Below are 15957 nucleotides of genomic sequence, written 5' to 3'. Positions count from 1 at the left end.
TTATATTTCTAATTTTTTTAACTCTTGATAATTTCGGTTTAATCGTCTTATTAGAATGCCATAGATTAACTTGTAAAACAACCATATAAGTCCTAAAAATGCGATTGTAATTCCTATAGCGACTAAAGACATAATAACTAATTTTTCGGTAGAAGCATTGCTTAGTTGTTCTGATATTTCAGGATGTTCGTTTATTGAAAAATACAGCGAAATAGGTATACTGATTAATGCAATTGATAGATTGTAAAGCACATAATACTTAATTATTTTTCTTGTTTTCAAAATACTTTCCATGAGTTTCTTTGCATTATCAGTAACAGATATTGCTTTGTGAGCTCTCCAAAGTAAATACACAAATAAAATGATAACAAGGTAGCTAATGATATTTAAACTTACATATATCCAGCTATGACTCATTTCTTCTAAGTGCGCCTTCATTTTCTCTGAAAGGACATAAGGTAGAAAATTGATGAGTACCCAAAAGACTAATTCAGCCACACTGATATAAAACAGCGTTTTTACAATAGTAGATGATTTTTTGTGACTCATTTTATAGATATCGCTATCCGAAAATGATTTATATTGGTTATCGGATCTCTTCCAATCCTTTTTTAATAATTCTAATTCATCCATAATCTTACGGATTTAGTATGGTTTTTAATTTCTTTTTAACACGATTCATTTTCACTCGTGCATTCACTTCTGTTATACCTAAAGTCGCGCTAATTTCCCTATAGTCTTTATCTTCTAAATACAAGAATACTAAGGCTTTTTCTATATCATTTAATTGATGTACAGCTTGGTATAAGAGTTTTAATTGTTGTTCTTCAGTATCGTCATATTCTTCTGCTTTAATTTTAAACTGTACAGCATCAAAATCTTGTGTGTTTATGCGTCTTTTCGATTTTCTGTATAACGTAATTGCTGTATTAAGCCCTACACGATACATCCATGTGCTAAATTTAGAATCACCTCTAAATTTTGGATAAGCTCTCCATAATTGTATGGTAATTTCTTGAAACAGATCGTTATGGGCATCAGCATTATTGGTATACAAACGACACACCTTATGCACAATGTTTTGATGCTTTTGTAACTGTTCTACAAAACTATGTTCTAGTTCTTTGTTCAATTGATGAAATTGGTTAGTTATTTTATTAGTAGTAGCTAATTGTGTTTTGTTACAAATTTATTTAACTATTGTTTTAAAAGACAATTTTTAGGCTTGATAATTCGTATTTTTGTATGAGAAATTACAATAGATATTTAATGAATATTCCACAGTCTAACCTGCCAAGAGTTGTCATTGTAGGAGGTGGCTTTGCAGGTATAAATTTAGTTAAACGCTTAGCAAATAAAAATCTTCAAGTTGTTTTAATAGACAAACGTAATTACCATACGTTTCAACCATTATTATACCAAGTATCTAGTTCTGGTTTAGAACCAGATTCTATTGCTTATCCATTGCGGAAAATTATAAAAAAACATAAAACTACTTTTTTTCGTTTGGCAGAAGTTGAACAAATTCTACCTGATAAGAACGAAATTATTACTTCTATAGGTCATTTAACTTATGATTATTTGGTTATTGCAACAGGAACAAAAACCAATTACTTTGGTAATAAGGCCATTGAGTCATCTAGTATGCCAATGAAAACGGTTCCTCAAGCTTTAGACATTAGAAGTTTGATTTTACAAAATTTTGAAAAAGCAGCTATTGCCGATTCTAAAGAAGAACGTGAAGCCTTTCTTAATTTTGTAATTGTAGGAGCAGGACCAACAGGAGTAGAGCTCGCTGGTGCCATAGCAGAGTTGAAGAATAATATTTTACCAAGAGATTATCACGATTTAAATCCTGATGATATGCATATTCATTTATTAGAAGGTGCAGATCGTGTATTACCTCCTATGAGCAAACATGCCTCTAAAAAAGCAGCTAAATTTTTGAACAAATTAGGTGTAAAGGTGCATTGCAATACGTTTGTAAAACATTATGATGGCTTAACGGTAACGACAAATTCAGATTTAACAATGGAATCTGAAACCTTAATTTGGGCAGCAGGTGTTACTGGTGCTCCTGTACAAGGTTTAAAAGCAGATGCTGTAATAGCCGGAGCAAACCGTTATAAAGTCAACCAATTTAATCAAGTAGAAGATTACGCTAATATTTTTGCCGTTGGAGATATTGCTTTAATGACATCTGAGGAGTATCCAAAAGGGCATCCTCAAGTTGCACAACCAGCCATACAACAAGGGGAATTATTAGGGAAAAATATATTGCGATTAATAGAAAACAAACCTTTGAAACCCTTTGTTTATAAAGACAAAGGTTCTATGGCAACGATTGGTAGAAATAAAGCGGTTGTAGATTTAAAGCATTATAAATTCGGAGGCTTCTTTGCTTGGTTTATTTGGATGTTTGTACACTTGATGTCTTTAGTAGGTTTTAGAAATCGCGTTATTGTACTGTTTAATTGGACCTACAATTATATCAATTTTGATAAGGCAGCACGACTTATAATTAGGCCCTTTAAAAAATAAAAGGTAATATTATTGTTAGTGTATTTGAAATGTTTCAATAATTCTTTAACGGAGCAGTTACTTTAGAATGACTTCATTTTTTAGTTTTAAAATCCCAATCACAATTAAATATTGCGCTAAAGCATAGGTCAGCATTATGCTTATATTAGACCATGGAATAGGGGTGTAAAACTTATTGAGCGCCAAAATACTATCTGATACCATAAATAATAAGGCTCCTAAAAAAACGAGTCCATAACTGAGTATATTTACTTGGTCTTTTCGTAAATATGCTGTTGTGGCCATACTTAATATGACCAACATATATACAAGAACAGGAATAAATAGTTCACCTAAATTTCCATTTAAAAAATAGAATAAGCTCGCTGCATAAACGAGCAATACGGCTATAAATCCTAAAGGTGATTTGTGTTTATGTCTATGTTTTAAAAATACGATGACATACATGACGTGAGCTGTTAAAAACGCAACCAATCCCAATGTAAAAAAGTGAGCTGAATGGTCTACAAACATCAATAATACATCTCCTAAAACGGAAAAGGCGAGTGCCAATAGCGTTGTCTGTTTTATGGCCTTAGGAAGTGATTCAGATGTTCTTAAAAACAAAACAATAAGACTAATCACAATTGCTGGTTTGGCTATGTAATGGATGCTGTTTAACCATGTTACACTTCCTGTTACAAGTTCAACAAGTACAATTATAAAGAAGAGAATGCTGAATTGTTTTTCGGTAGAAGTTAACATATCTGTTGATTTTTAATAAGGATGTCTTATGTCCAGAACCAAATATATTCAATTCGTCATTGATATTATACAGTTCAGTACAATAGAATTCATATCGGTTTTAAAATCGGTCAAATTTGTACTATCAACAAAAACGAACTTTTAATGACCAATCACATTATGAAATCACAGACTTACGAATACCTAAAGAACCATAGAAATGTGGTGGGTAAAATGCTAGTTACAATCATTACACTCTTTATAAGTATAATTACGTTTGGACAAACTACCGTTTCAGGACAAGTAACAGATCATAAGGGTGAAGTAATTATTGGTGCCAATGTGTATTTAGAGGGGACTTATGATGGCGACACTTCAGATGAACAGGGTAAATTTTCGTTTTCTACTGATGAAAAAGGTGTACAAACCTTAATTATTTCTTTTTTGTCTTTTGAAACCAAAACAATTATCGGAGATGTTTCTAAATTTTCAAACCTTCAAATTAAATTACGAGAAGACATTGAATCCTTAGATACTGTAATTATTAGTGCTGGTACTTTTGAAGCAGGTGATAATTCTAAGGTTTCTGTTTTAAAACCGTTAGATGTGGTAACAACAGCAAGTGCCTTAGGCGATTTTGTTGGAGCCTTACAGACGCTGCCAGGAACGTCAAATGTGGCAGAAGATGGCCGTTTATTTGTACGTGGAGGTAATGCAGATGAAACTCAAATTTTTATAGATGGCATTCGTGTGTTTACACCGTATACACCAACGACTAATAATATGCCAACACGTGGACGTTATTCTCCATTTTTATTTGATGGTATTACATTTTCAACAGGAGGTTATTCTTCAGAATTCGGACAAGCTTTATCGAGTGTATTACTTCTAAATACCATTGACGAACCAGACCAAGAGAAGACAGATATTGGTATTATGAGTGTTGGAGCAAGTATAGGTAATACACAGAAATGGGACAAATCGTCTTTAAGTTTTAATGCTAGTTATATTAACCTGGCTCCTTATTTAGCTGTTTTTAAAGATAGAAACGAATGGAAAACTCCTGTTTCTGGAGCGCAAGGTGAAACTGTTTTTAGACAAAAACTAAATAATGGCATGTTGAAATTTTATGCGGCTTTTGATGCTTCAAAATTTGAATTAAATCAAGAAGATATTAATTATGAACAAGGCATCGATTTTAAATTGAAGAATAATAACTTCTATCTCAATACATCTTATAAAGGTGTTTTAGGACATAATTGGACCTTAACTTCAGGAGTGAGTTATACTTATGCTAAAAATAAAATAGGCATTCAAACTAGTACAATTAATGATACTGAAAATTCCGCTCATTTAAAGTTGAAATTAAAAAAACGATTTAATAGTCGGTTTAAATTGAGTTTCGGTGCCGAACAGTTTATTACGGATTTTAAGGAAAATTATAATGAAGGTTTTATTGACGAAACCTATGGCTTTAACAATAATATAACCGCTGGATTTGCTGAAGCAGATGTCCTTTTTTCTAAAGCTTTGGCGTTAAAGATAGGAGTGAGAGCAGACCATAGTTCAATTTTTAATGCTATAGATGTGGCTCCACGAGCAGCATTGGCTTATAAAAGTTCTAAAAACGGACAGTTTTCTTTAGCTTATGGTAACTTTTTTCAGAATCCCAATAGCAATGTTTTAAAGTTTAATCAAGATTTAAGAGTACAAAAGACATCACATTATATATTTAACTATCAGTATGTAAATGATGGTAAACTATTTAGAGCAGAGGCTTACAGAAAGGATTATGACAATTTAGTAAAGTTTGATACTGATATTGCCCAGTTTGATAGCAATTTTAATACATCAGGACAAGGCTATGCACAAGGAGTTGATTTCTTTTGGAGAGATAATACGAGTATAAAAGCAGTAGATTATTGGGTAAGTTATTCTTATTTAGATACAGAACGCGATTATAGAAACTATACAACTGCTGCCCAGCCAAGTTACGCTACAAACCATAACTTATCTATTGTTGGTAAATATTGGATTGAAAATTGGAAAAGCCAAGTAGGATTATCTTATGGATTTTCTTCAGGTCGTCCCTATACCAATCCTAATACTAATGCATTATTAAGTGAGCGCACAAAAGCATTCAATAGTTTAAGTGTTAATTGGGCGTATTTGTTAAGCCCACAAAAGATCTTATATTTTTCTGTTAATAATGTCTTAGGCTTTAAAAATATTAATGGTTACCAATATGCAAATACACCAGATTTTAATGGACAATTTAATAGACGTGCTTTAACTTCAGCAGCCGATCAGTTCTTTTTTGTTGGATTCTTTTGGACCATAAGTGAAGACGGAAAAGAGAATCAATTAGACAATCTGTAATGCTTAAGGTGTTGATTCTAAGAGAAACATGATATATGTCATAATTTTTAAACGTTATGATGCGTAAATTTATGTAACAAAATTAAACGTCATGGAACTCAAGAAAAACCCAAAAGCCAATGTAGGTCGAAACAGTAGTTTATTTTTTGCTGTTGGCTTAAACGTAATGTTACTCCTAACATATATAGGATTAGAACATAAGACTTACGACAGAGAAGCTACAAAGATTGATGTCTTAATGGTAGATGATTTAATAGATGAGGATATTCCTATTACAACTATTGAAATTGCTCCGCCACCACCTCCAGCTCAAAAACAAATTGTAACAGAAGTCATAACTATTGTTGAAGATGTTGAAGATGTTGAAGAGAGTGTTATAGAAAGTACAGAAATTGGTCAAGATGATATTATTGATGAACGAGAAGTTGGTATTGAAGATGTTGCTGTTGTGGAAGTTGAAGAAGAAGTAGAAGTCCCTTTTGCGGTGATTGAAAAAGTGCCAAGATTTCCAGGCTGTACAGGAAGCAATGCAGAGTTAAAAGCTTGTTTTGAAAAAAAAATACAAGAACATTTGCAGAAAAATTTTAAATACCCAGAAACTGCGGCAGAACTTAATATTCATGGTAAAGTATTTGTATTCTTTTTAATAGATAAATACGGAAAGGTGACTAAAGTGAAAAGTAGAGGTCCAGACAAACTTTTAGAAACTGAAGCAGAGCGAATTATTAATTTGCTACCAACAATGGAACCGGGAAGACAGCGAGATATGAACGTAGCTGTACCTTACAGTATTCCAATTAATTTTAAGTTAGAAACACAATGATTTTAATAACAGTTTTAACTTAAGTTGTAGTCGGTTTAGTTTAATAAAATGTCATTTTGAGGATAGTAAAAACAAAAATAATTAAGTTTTTTAAATTCTTAAAATGACTTTTTTGCGTTCTATATTAAATAGAAGCAAGGGATAAAAGGTTAATTAAACCAAACGGCATAACCATCTCTTCTTAATTCTAAAGCAATTTGTTCCTCTGCTTTTAAGGCTTCAGCTCTGGTAAAAAAAGGGTCAATATGATTAAAAAGGCTAGGACGTAAATAGGCACCATATCGCTCTACAATATTTGAAGATATTTTATACCCTTTTTTATTCCGATGTCCTGCTTTGTGTTGTAAAAAGCGTTCTTTAGGTGTTTTACTTGTCATTCCAACATATAAACACTCTAAAACACCATTAAACTGCGGATTTGCTTTTCTAAACTTAGTGTTTTCAGTAAACACGCGTTTGGAAAGTTCTATGACATATATGGTATATAGAGTTTTAGACATTTTAGGAAAACTAGATTTCTCACTGTTTAAAATAATGAATTTTAAATGATTTAATAGCTAGTGATATGTATATTTAAGTAATGCTAGTAATTTTCCTTTTTTAGAAAAATACTCTTTTTTTTCTACGAGTCCATTGTCTAATCTTGTTTCTATACTTTTACCGCCTTTTTCTAATACTAACTTTATTCCCGACATATAACCTGTACGATTTGTTGAAAATTTTCTAATTTCTTTGTTTCCTTCGGTACATTTATTAGACACAACAGTCCTGTTTTCATTCCTCATTTTTACACAGTTCCCATTTATATGATATGTGTAAAAATCTTTGTTTATTAGATTTCCGTTTTTGTCAAATTTTGCTTTGGAAATTAACATTCCACCATCATTGTAATTCCAAGTGTAACTAACAATACGTTTGTTTTTTATGATATTATATAGAATGCTGTCCTTTAGGTTTTTATCTCTAATTCTAAGTTGATGTACTAAAGTGTCGCCTTCGGCATTTAATTGTAATCTTCGTATAGAGCGATTTTCGTAATCTTTAGTAATAATGTGTGAGTAATTTACCGCTCCTTTTTCATCTAATGTTGTGCTATATTGTGTCTTCCCATCATCAGAAATTTTATAATTTGTTTCTTTAATTAAAGAGTCGTTTAAATCGTATGTTTTAAATGCTGTTGTATTTCCATAATTATCAATTTCATTAACGTGATATGTCTGTTTTATTAGTGAATTGTCTTGGTATTCATACCCTTGAATTATAATCTTAGTGATTTTATTTTTAGTTAACAATTCAGGAGTATTATTTTGACTGAAAATAACAGAAGTAAATAAGCTAAAAAAAAGGATATGTATGTTTTTCATATTCAGATTGTAGGCATAATTAAAATTAAATAAGCTTTAAAACTCAAATATGAAGAAAAGAATAGTATTAGCTCAGTAAAAAGCTTTTTAATTTTTCATAAGTAGCAATTTTATTGGATACTTTTTCTTTATCTATTACAGCTTCAATTTGAGAAGGTAAAGGCAACGTTTTTTTAATGACATCTTCCACAACATCTAAAAACTTTGTTGGATGTGCTGTTTCTAAAAACACCACATGTGCATCATTGTTTTCTAAATAGGTTTTAGCACCTAAATATCCAACAGCACCATGTGGATCAGCGACATAGTTGAATTCTTTGTATAACTCTAGTAATGCCGTTCTAGTTTCAGCATCTGTAAAACTGTAAGATGATAAATTAGTTTTTAGCGCATCAAAATCGTTATTATGTAATTCTTGGATACGTATAAAGTTACTTGGGTTACCAACATCCATGGCGTTACTAATAGTTTGTACAGATGGTTTTGGGTCGTAAGATTGTGTGGTCATATAATTTACAACCGTATCATTAGCGTTGTTTGAAGCTATAAAATGTTTAATAGGTAATCCTAATTTTTGAGCGACCATACCAGCACAAATATTTCCAAAGTTACCACTAGGAACAGAGAAAGCAATGTCTTTGTGTTTAGATTTTAATTGCTTGTATGCAAACATAAAATAAAAGAGTTGTGGTAACCAACGTGCAATATTTATAGAATTAGCCGAAGTTAACTGCATTTTACTAGTTAACTCCTCATCCATAAAGGCCTGTTTTACCATGTCTTGACAGTCGTCAAAAACGCCATCAACTTCTAAAGCTGTAATATTTTGACCAAGTGTTGTTAATTGTTTTTCTTGAATATCACTCACTTTTCCACTTGGGTAAAGAATCACAACGTTTACACCTTTTACACCTAAAAAACCATTAGCAACAGCGCCACCTGTATCTCCAGAAGTAGCTACTAATACTGTGACATCATTAGTATTGGTTTTGTTGAAATACCCTAAGCACCTCGCCATAAAACGTGCTCCAACATCTTTAAAAGCCATAGTTGGTCCATGAAATAACTCTAATGTTGAAATGTTTTCATTTATTTCAACTACGGGAAAATCAAAACTTAAGGTCTCTTCCACAATCGTTTTTAAGACATCTTCAGGAATTTCAGGAACAATGAATTGTTTAATTGCTTCAAATGCGATTTCTGTATTTGATTTGTCTTCAATCGTTTCAAAAAAAGAGGCCTCTAAAGGTGTAATAGATTCTGGGAAATATAAGCCTTTATCTGGTGCTAATCCTTTTACAACAGCATCTTCAAAAGTTGTGTTTGGTGCTTTTCTGTTTAGTGAATAGTAGTTCATTAGTTGTTTTATATTATGTTCAGAAGAATGATTTATTGGTAAGGTTCATCCCAATATTTTAATGGAGTTAAGAGTGACCTCGTGTTTATTTTAAAATTTTTATACCTTCTGTGTTAATTTTTGAAACATAAGTTTCGAATGCAATATCTGTTTTAGCATAGACATCTCTAATTGCTTTTTCTACATTTTGAGCAGTAGCGTCTCCTTTACTTAACATAAAAATTGATGGTCCAGAACCTGAGATTGCACAGCCCAAAGCTCCTGCTTGTAATGATGCCTTTTTGATAGCGTCGAAATGTGGAATCAGTTGTTTGCGATACGGTTCAATAACCACATCGTTTAATGAGTCTTTTAATAACTTATAATCCGATGTGTGTAAGGCATGAACCAAGCTTCCAACATTTGCCCATTGCGTAATGGCATTATTTAATGGAATGTCTTTTGGGAGAATTGCTCTAGATTCGGATGTTTTTATTTCAATCTGTGGGTGAATTAGAGTCGCAAATACATCTGAAGGTGTAGGTAATTCTAAAACATGTAATGGACAGGCACTTTTTACCAGTGTAAAACCACCAAAAATAGCTGGCGCTAAATTATCTGCATGTTCGCATTTACTGGCTAAGGCTTCACCTTTCATAGCAAAGTTAGTTAGCTGTGTTTTGTTTAATGGATAACCTAGTAAAACATTCATTCCAAAAACACTTCCAGCTGCACTTGCAGAGCTACTTCCAATACCACTGCCAGGTTTAATTTTTTTGTAGATTTCAATTTCAAAACCGCAATCTGGTTGTAAAGCATTGTACATCGCTAATGCTGAAACACCAGCAACGTTTTTCTCGGCCTCAAAGGGCAAATCGTAACCTTCAATTTTGGTAATTTTAATACCTTTTTTTTCTGTTTTTCTAATGACCATTTCATCACCAATGGTGTCTAAGCAAAAACCAAGGACATCAAATCCACATGCCACGTTTGCTACTGTTGCAGGCGAAAATATTTTGATTTCGTTTTTCATATCTATTTGCCGCAATAGCGGTCATCTAATTATTAGCGATTCTTATAATATCTGCAAACAAACCGGAAGCTGTAACGTCTGCACCAGCACCAGCACCTTTAATAATCATGGGTTGTTCTGGGTAACGTTGTGTATAAAACATAACGATATTGTCTTTACCTTTAAGGTTGTAAAATGGATGCCCTTCAGGAATTTCTTGAAGTCCAACTTTAGCTTTTCCGTTATTAAACTCGGCAACAAATTTTAGTTGACAATTTTTATCTTCAGCCGATTTAAATAAGCTTTGGTAATAGGTTTCATCTTTTATTAATGTTTTAAAGAAGTCTTCTACAGAAGCTGCTTCCATGGCATCATTGGTTAAGAAATTATCAGATTCCAAATCAGATAGTTCTAAAGCATGACCACTTTCTCTAGCCAGAATTAGAACTTTTCTTGCAACATCAATTCCGCTTAAATCAATACGAGGATCTGGTTCGGTATAACCTTCTTCTTGGGCTTGTTTTACCACATCATAAAATGTAGTTTTAGCATTAAAGTTGTTAAATATAAAGTTAAGACTCCCCGATAAAACGGCTTGTATAGTATTTACTTTATCTCCAGAGGTAACTAAATGATTTAAGGTGTCTATGACAGGTAGTCCTGCGCCAACATTGGTTTCAAACAAAAATGCTGCGTTGTATTGTCTAGACAATGTTTTTAATTCATTGTAGTATTCAATGTTTCCAGAACAAGCAATTTTGTTGCAAGCTACAACTGAAATACTATGCTTAAGATAATCTCCGTATATATTAGCAACGGCATCATTAGCTGTAATATCTACAAAGACAGAGTTTCTTAAGTTTAGTTTTTTTACATGATTTAAGAAGCCTTTTAAACTTGCTTTTTCTCCGTTTTCTAGCTGCTGTTTCCAGTTTTTTAAATTGATACCATCGTCATTAACAACCATAGTTCTAGAATTGGACAGGCCAGCAATTTTTAAACTGATTTTAAAGTTTTCTTTAAGGTAAGATTTTTGTTGATGAATCTGTTCAATTAGGCGTTCACCAACATTACCAACACCTGTAATAAACAAGTTGATTTGTTTTGTTTTAATTTCAAAAAACTGCTCGTGTAAGCTGTTTAGTGCTTTTTTTACATCATTTTTATGAATAATAGCAGAAATATTACGTTCAGAAGCTCCTTGGGCAATCGCTCTAATATTAACATTGTTTTTACCTAGTGTACTAAACATTTTGCCACTAATGCCTTGGTGGTTTTTCATCTTATCTCCAATAACAGCAATAATGGATAAGTCGGTTTCAACAATGATTGGATCTATTTTTAAAAGTTGAATTTCATATTCAAAAACAGTATCTATAACTTCTTTGGCACGTTTGGCATCGTTATCTGAAATTCCGAAGCAAATAGAGTGCTCAGAAGAAGATTGTGTAATTAGAACAATGTTAATTTTTTCTTGAGCTAAAGTTTCAAACAAGCGTTTTCCAAACCCCGGAACACCAACCATACCATTACCTTGTAAAGTCAGTAATGCTATATTTTCAATATTACTAATACCTTTAACAGGTGATCCATTTGGTTGTGTGTTTTCTGTTATTGTAGTTCCTAATGCCTCAGGATCTAAAGTGTTTTTAATCACAATAGGAATTTTCTTTTTAAGCACAGGCATCACTGTTGGTGGATATAAAACTTTGGCTCCAAAATGTGATAATTCTACAGCCTCTTGGTATGATAGTTCTACAATAGGCGCAGCTTGTTTTACCAATTTTGGATTGGTGGTGTACATACCACTAACATCTGTCCAAATTTGTAATTCATCTGCATCTATGGCAGCTGCAATTATTGCGGCAGTATAATCGGATCCTCCGCGACCTAAAGTCGTTATTTCTCCGCGTACAGATTTAGAAACAAAACCTGGTAATAAGACTATAGCGTTTGAATTTGAATTAAAATATAATTGAATATTAATATTGGTAATCTCAAAATTAACAGTGGCATTATTGAAGTTAGAATCTGTTACAATTAACTCTTGTGCGTTTTTGTAAGCAACATCAACCTGTCTAGATTTTAAAGTGTGGTAAATTATAGTTGATGATAAGGCTTCACCAAAACTCAATAATTTGTCCTTAGTTTTGGGAGACAATTCATTAATTAAATAGATACCATCTAAAAGGCTTTTTAATTCATTTAATTTTTCTGAAATTAAATCATATAAGGCTTCATGGCACTTTTTGAGGTTTTTATCATGATCTGAATTTTCAAAAAGCCCCTCAATAACTTTACTGTGTTGAGACCAAATGGCATTATAGGTTTGTTTATATTCTAAGTCTTTATTACAAGCTAAGTTAGCCGCTTCTAATAATTTATCTGTAATACCGCCAACGGCAGAAACAACTACAGCAATATTAGTGTCTTTAGATTGTTGCTCTAAAATAGAAATAACTTTATTTATGTTTTCGGCTGAACCTACAGACGTTCCGCCAAATTTTAGAATTTTCATGTGTTTATGTAATTTAAGAGAATAAAATGTCTAAATAGACAATAAGGGACGGAGAGCATATTATAAATTACCCCAAAGGGTAATAATAGTTGAAATGAAAACCATAGAAATACACATGCTGTTAGCATTACCCATTGTATGTGATGTTATTTTAAGATTTGTTTTCATTACATACCAAAAGTATTATTTTTATAACAATAAAAAAACTAATCATAGCTTTTTAGGGAATTAGTAAAAAAGAGGTAATCTTTATTAAAAAAATGAATTATAATTAATAAATATGGTCCAGTATTAAATTATTCACATGTAACATTTTGTGACAAATGTTTCCTATAGAGTAAGAATGATTTGTGATCTCTTATTAACTGAATTTAATCTGACAAATAAAATACAAATGAAGCGAGCATGTTCAAAATTCTATTACCAATAAAATGAATTGATAGAGAGTGCCATGTGACTTATAAAAAATAAATATAGACAATACATGAAATTATTTTCAAAAGAACAAATTTATGAAGGCGATAAATTAACTACAGAACGCCAAAAAATATCATCAACAGAATTGATGGAAAGAGCAGGAACACAAATTTTTAATTGGATGCATATGCGCATGCAAGGTGCGCAGGTGCCTATTCATGTATTTTGTGGTATTGGTAATAATGGTGGAGATGGTTTAGTTTTGGCTAGACATTTAATTACTCATGGCTATAATGTGGTGACCTACATTGTAAATTGCAGTGATAAACGTACTAAGGACTTTTTGCTTAACTATGATCATATAAAAAACGTTACTAAAAAATGGCCTATAATGTTAAGTTGCAAAAGCGATTTTGAAGATGTTGTTATTGGAGTAGATGATATTATTGTAGATGCTGTTTTTGGAATAGGATTAAATAGGCCACCTAATACTTGGGTTCAAGAATTATTTCAAAAGTTTAGGGATTCTAAAGCGTTTACATTATCTATAGATATTCCTTCGGGACTTTATACAGATAAAGCTGTAGAAGATAGTAAAGCAGTTGTTCATGCTAATTATACACTGAGTTTTCAATCTCCCAAATTGGTCTTCTTTTTACCAGAAACAGCCAAGTATACATCACAATGGGAAGCTTTAGATATTGGTATAGATCGTGATTATTTAATGCAAACAGAAACAGAAGTAGAGCTTATATCTAAACATGAAGTTTTGCCAATTTATAAACCAAGACAAAAATTTGCACATAAAGGAGATTTTGGGCATGTTTTAATGTTAGGAGGTAGTTATGGTAAAATAGGCGCTGTTAATTTAGCTAGTAGATCAGCTTTAGGCTCTGGGTGTGGTTTGGTAACAGCTTATGTTCCTAAATGTGGTTATCAAAGTTTACAGACGGCTATTCCAGAGGTTATGGTAATTACAGATGAAGATGAAACTAATATTTCTAATATTCAATTTGAAATAGAACCAACAGTAATTGGCGTTGGAGTAGGGTTGGGAACTTCAGAAAGAACAGCAAAAGCATTTGAGGCCTTTTTAAAACAAAATAAAAGTCCTTTAGTAATAGATGCAGATGCTCTCAACTTGCTTTCAAAAAAGAAAGCCTTATTAAAATTATTACCAGAGCAATCTATTTTAACTCCACATCCAAAAGAATTGGAGCGTTTAGTAGGAGCTTGGTCTGATGATTTTGAAAAGCTAAGAAAGGTAAAAGCATTTTCAAAAAAATATAATGCTATAGTTCTTATAAAAGGTGCACATTCAATAACTGTTTATAATGAAAAACTTTATGTGAATACCACAGGAAATCCTGGTATGGCAACAGCGGGAAGTGGCGATGTTTTAACAGGGATTATTTCCGGATTAGTAGCGCAAGCATACGAACCGTTAGCAGCAACTATTTTTGGAGTTTACCTCCATGGAAAAGCTGCAGATATTTCATTAGAAGATTACGGTTACCAAAGTTTAATTGCTAGTCATATTGTAGCAACCATTGGCGAGGCTTATATTGATTTGTTTAAACAGCCAGAGCAACCTCAGGAAGAAGAAAAACAAAACAAATAATAAAAAAAAAGCCTGTTTCAATAGAATGTTTGAAACAGGCTTTTACTAATTGAGATTTGAAGTTATAGTCCCAATTTTTCAAATAATTTAATAAGTTGAGGGCTTGATGGTCTTGGCGCATCTGCATCAACAATATTTCCATTAGGATCTACAAGAATAAATCTTGGAATTGAATTGATTTTGTAACTTTTAATAAAGTCAGAAGCAAAACCATTATCTGCCATTAATTGAATGCCTCCAAGTTCTTTATTGGCAACCATTTTTTTCCAACCTTGGTATGCTGCAGCGGCATCATTTTTATAGCCACGACCATTATCTACAGAAATACTTACAAAAGCTATGTTTTTGCCTTCAAATTGTTTTTCTATCTTTTTAAGAGAAGGAATTTCCTTAATGCAAGGTCCGCACCAAGTCGCCCAAATATCAAAGTAAACATATTTTCCTTTTAAGTCTGAAAGCGATAAGTCACCACCAGCAAAATTTTCATAATTTTCAAAAGTAGGAGATGGCGATCCTTTAGGAAAAGCAGCACGTGTTGCTATTTTAGACGCCATAAACCTATTTAATTGTACAATTGAACCTTCAATATTTCTATCCATTAGTGCTACTCGAGTTGAGTCTACTTTAGGATATCTGATTTTTATATCATTATATGCCGATTTGTAGTCGTCAATTGCTTTTTCTAAATCTTCTTTTGTACCATAATTAATAAGGTCTTCTGTAAAATAGTCTTTAGAAATTGAGTATGATCTAACAGAAAAATTATTAATATCCGAATTATCACCTTTAAAAACAATTGATTCTAAAAAGGAGTTGTTGTCTACTTCAAAAGCAGACGTTTTGTCATTTTTTAAATAGATTGATCCGTATTCTTTTCCATGTAAAAAGGTGTAATCTCCTTCAACAACTTTTAATGTATCTTTAAACGTACCATCATCATTAAGCTTAATTATTTTTTCGTACTCGCTACCTTTAAAAACTTTTAGAGTTTTACTATTATCTGGGTTTTCAATTTTACCAGAAATTGTTGCGTAATCTTTAGGTTCTCCCTTACAAGCTAAAATAGTTGTAGCTAAGCAAAGCACTAATAATCGTTTCATAAATTTTGTTTTTTTTCGATTGCAAAAATAACCATTAAAAAATAAAATTAATATTGAAATGAATTATTAACAAAACCTTGTAGAATCCAAAAATATTCTCAATTTTGAAAAAAACATTAAAAT

At 32.0% G+C, this 15957-nt stretch carries 13 protein-coding genes; 4 read left to right on the top strand and 9 right to left on the bottom strand.

The genetic code is table 11. The features are described 5' to 3' along the window. Positions 1 to 633 carry a hypothetical protein gene (locus KO504_RS08120; RefSeq protein WP_215925822.1) on the bottom strand — a complete coding sequence of 211 codons (633 nt, stop codon included), beginning with the start codon at positions 631 to 633 and terminating at the stop codon, positions 1 to 3. 4 nt (positions 634 to 637) lie between these two features. Next, positions 638 to 1132: an RNA polymerase sigma factor gene (locus tag KO504_RS08115; protein ID WP_215925821.1), complete on the bottom strand. Its 495-nt coding sequence runs from the start codon at positions 1130 to 1132 to the stop codon at positions 638 to 640. Between the two features lie 137 nt (positions 1133 to 1269). Between KO504_RS08115 and KO504_RS08110 the strand changes: the two genes are divergently transcribed. After that, a complete protein-coding gene (locus KO504_RS08110; RefSeq protein WP_215925820.1) occupies positions 1270 to 2541 on the top strand; it encodes an NAD(P)/FAD-dependent oxidoreductase in 1272 nt (423 codons plus the stop codon). 57 nt (positions 2542 to 2598) lie between these two features. Here KO504_RS08110 and KO504_RS08105 read toward each other — a convergent pair whose 3' ends face one another. After that, positions 2599 to 3285: a lysoplasmalogenase gene (locus KO504_RS08105; protein ID WP_215925819.1), complete on the bottom strand. Its 687-nt coding sequence runs from the start codon at positions 3283 to 3285 to the stop codon at positions 2599 to 2601. Positions 3286 to 3498: 213 nt separating this feature from the next. On the opposite strand from KO504_RS08105, the gene KO504_RS08100 reads away from it, so the two are divergent. Continuing rightward, on the top strand, positions 3499 to 5643 hold the full coding sequence (locus KO504_RS08100; RefSeq protein WP_215926083.1) for a TonB-dependent receptor: 2145 nt from the start codon (positions 3499 to 3501) through the stop codon (positions 5641 to 5643). A gap of 91 nt (positions 5644 to 5734) precedes the next feature. Further along, a complete protein-coding gene (locus KO504_RS08095) occupies positions 5735 to 6466 on the top strand; it encodes an energy transducer TonB (RefSeq protein WP_215925818.1) in 732 nt (243 codons plus the stop codon). Positions 6467 to 6615: 149 nt separating this feature from the next. Here the strand turns inward: KO504_RS08095 and KO504_RS08090 are convergent, their stop codons facing one another. From KO504_RS08090 to thrA, 5 genes are all read right to left on the bottom strand, one after another. Beyond that, on the bottom strand, positions 6616 to 6966 hold the full coding sequence (locus KO504_RS08090; protein ID WP_215925817.1) for a GIY-YIG nuclease family protein: 351 nt from the start codon (positions 6964 to 6966) through the stop codon (positions 6616 to 6618). Between the two features lie 57 nt (positions 6967 to 7023). Beyond that, a complete protein-coding gene (locus tag KO504_RS08085; RefSeq protein WP_215925816.1) occupies positions 7024 to 7830 on the bottom strand; it encodes a hypothetical protein in 807 nt (268 codons plus the stop codon). Between the two features lie 67 nt (positions 7831 to 7897). Continuing rightward, complete coding sequence (gene thrC / locus KO504_RS08080; RefSeq protein WP_215925815.1) at positions 7898 to 9187, bottom strand: threonine synthase; 1290 nt, start codon at positions 9185 to 9187, stop codon at positions 7898 to 7900. 85 nt (positions 9188 to 9272) lie between these two features. Next, positions 9273 to 10199 (bottom strand): homoserine kinase, encoded by a 927-nt coding sequence (locus tag KO504_RS08075; RefSeq protein WP_215925814.1) that lies wholly within the window; start codon positions 10197 to 10199, stop codon positions 9273 to 9275. A 25-nt stretch (positions 10200 to 10224) separates the two neighbouring features. Next, a complete protein-coding gene (gene thrA / locus KO504_RS08070; protein ID WP_215925813.1) occupies positions 10225 to 12696 on the bottom strand; it encodes a bifunctional aspartate kinase/homoserine dehydrogenase I in 2472 nt (823 codons plus the stop codon). A 484-nt stretch (positions 12697 to 13180) separates the two neighbouring features. Between thrA and KO504_RS08065 the strand changes: the two genes are divergently transcribed. Further along, the gene (locus KO504_RS08065) at positions 13181 to 14734 is read left to right on the top strand and encodes an NAD(P)H-hydrate dehydratase (protein ID WP_215925812.1); all 1554 of its coding nucleotides are present in this window, start codon (positions 13181 to 13183) and stop codon (positions 14732 to 14734) included. Between the two features lie 62 nt (positions 14735 to 14796). Here the strand turns inward: KO504_RS08065 and KO504_RS08060 are convergent, their stop codons facing one another. Then, the gene (locus tag KO504_RS08060) at positions 14797 to 15834 is read right to left on the bottom strand and encodes a TlpA family protein disulfide reductase (protein ID WP_215925811.1); all 1038 of its coding nucleotides are present in this window, start codon (positions 15832 to 15834) and stop codon (positions 14797 to 14799) included. Positions 15835 to 15957: the final 123 nt, after the last annotated feature.

Origin of the sequence: Winogradskyella psychrotolerans (assembly GCF_018860565.1) — a bacterium.
Taxonomy (GTDB): domain Bacteria; phylum Bacteroidota; class Bacteroidia; order Flavobacteriales; family Flavobacteriaceae; genus Winogradskyella; species Winogradskyella damuponensis.
This window is presented reverse-complemented; position numbering and strand designations above follow the sequence as displayed.

Excerpts from the sequence above, each read along its gene's own strand:
- KO504_RS08100 (WP_215926083.1), top strand. The coding sequence starts at position 3,499 with ATGCTAGTTACAATCATTACACTCTTTATAAGTATAATTACGTTTGGA.
- KO504_RS08110 (WP_215925820.1), top strand. The coding sequence starts at position 1,270 with ATGAATATTCCACAGTCTAACCTGCCAAGAGTTGTCATTGTAGGAGGT.
- KO504_RS08095 (WP_215925818.1), top strand. The coding sequence starts at position 5,735 with ATGGAACTCAAGAAAAACCCAAAAGCCAATGTAGGTCGAAACAGTAGT.
- KO504_RS08120 (WP_215925822.1), bottom strand. The coding sequence starts at position 633 with ATGGATGAATTAGAATTATTAAAAAAGGATTGGAAGAGATCCGATAAC.
- KO504_RS08085 (WP_215925816.1), bottom strand. The coding sequence starts at position 7,830 with ATGAAAAACATACATATCCTTTTTTTTAGCTTATTTACTTCTGTTATT.
- thrA (WP_215925813.1), bottom strand. The coding sequence starts at position 12,696 with ATGAAAATTCTAAAATTTGGCGGAACGTCTGTAGGTTCAGCCGAAAAC.
- thrC (WP_215925815.1), bottom strand. The coding sequence starts at position 9,187 with ATGAACTACTATTCACTAAACAGAAAAGCACCAAACACAACTTTTGAA.
- KO504_RS08090 (WP_215925817.1), bottom strand. The coding sequence starts at position 6,966 with ATGTCTAAAACTCTATATACCATATATGTCATAGAACTTTCCAAACGC.
- KO504_RS08060 (WP_215925811.1), bottom strand. The coding sequence starts at position 15,834 with ATGAAACGATTATTAGTGCTTTGCTTAGCTACAACTATTTTAGCTTGT.
- KO504_RS08105 (WP_215925819.1), bottom strand. The coding sequence starts at position 3,285 with ATGTTAACTTCTACCGAAAAACAATTCAGCATTCTCTTCTTTATAATT.
- KO504_RS08065 (WP_215925812.1), top strand. The coding sequence starts at position 13,181 with ATGAAATTATTTTCAAAAGAACAAATTTATGAAGGCGATAAATTAACT.
- KO504_RS08075 (WP_215925814.1), bottom strand. The coding sequence starts at position 10,199 with ATGAAAAACGAAATCAAAATATTTTCGCCTGCAACAGTAGCAAACGTG.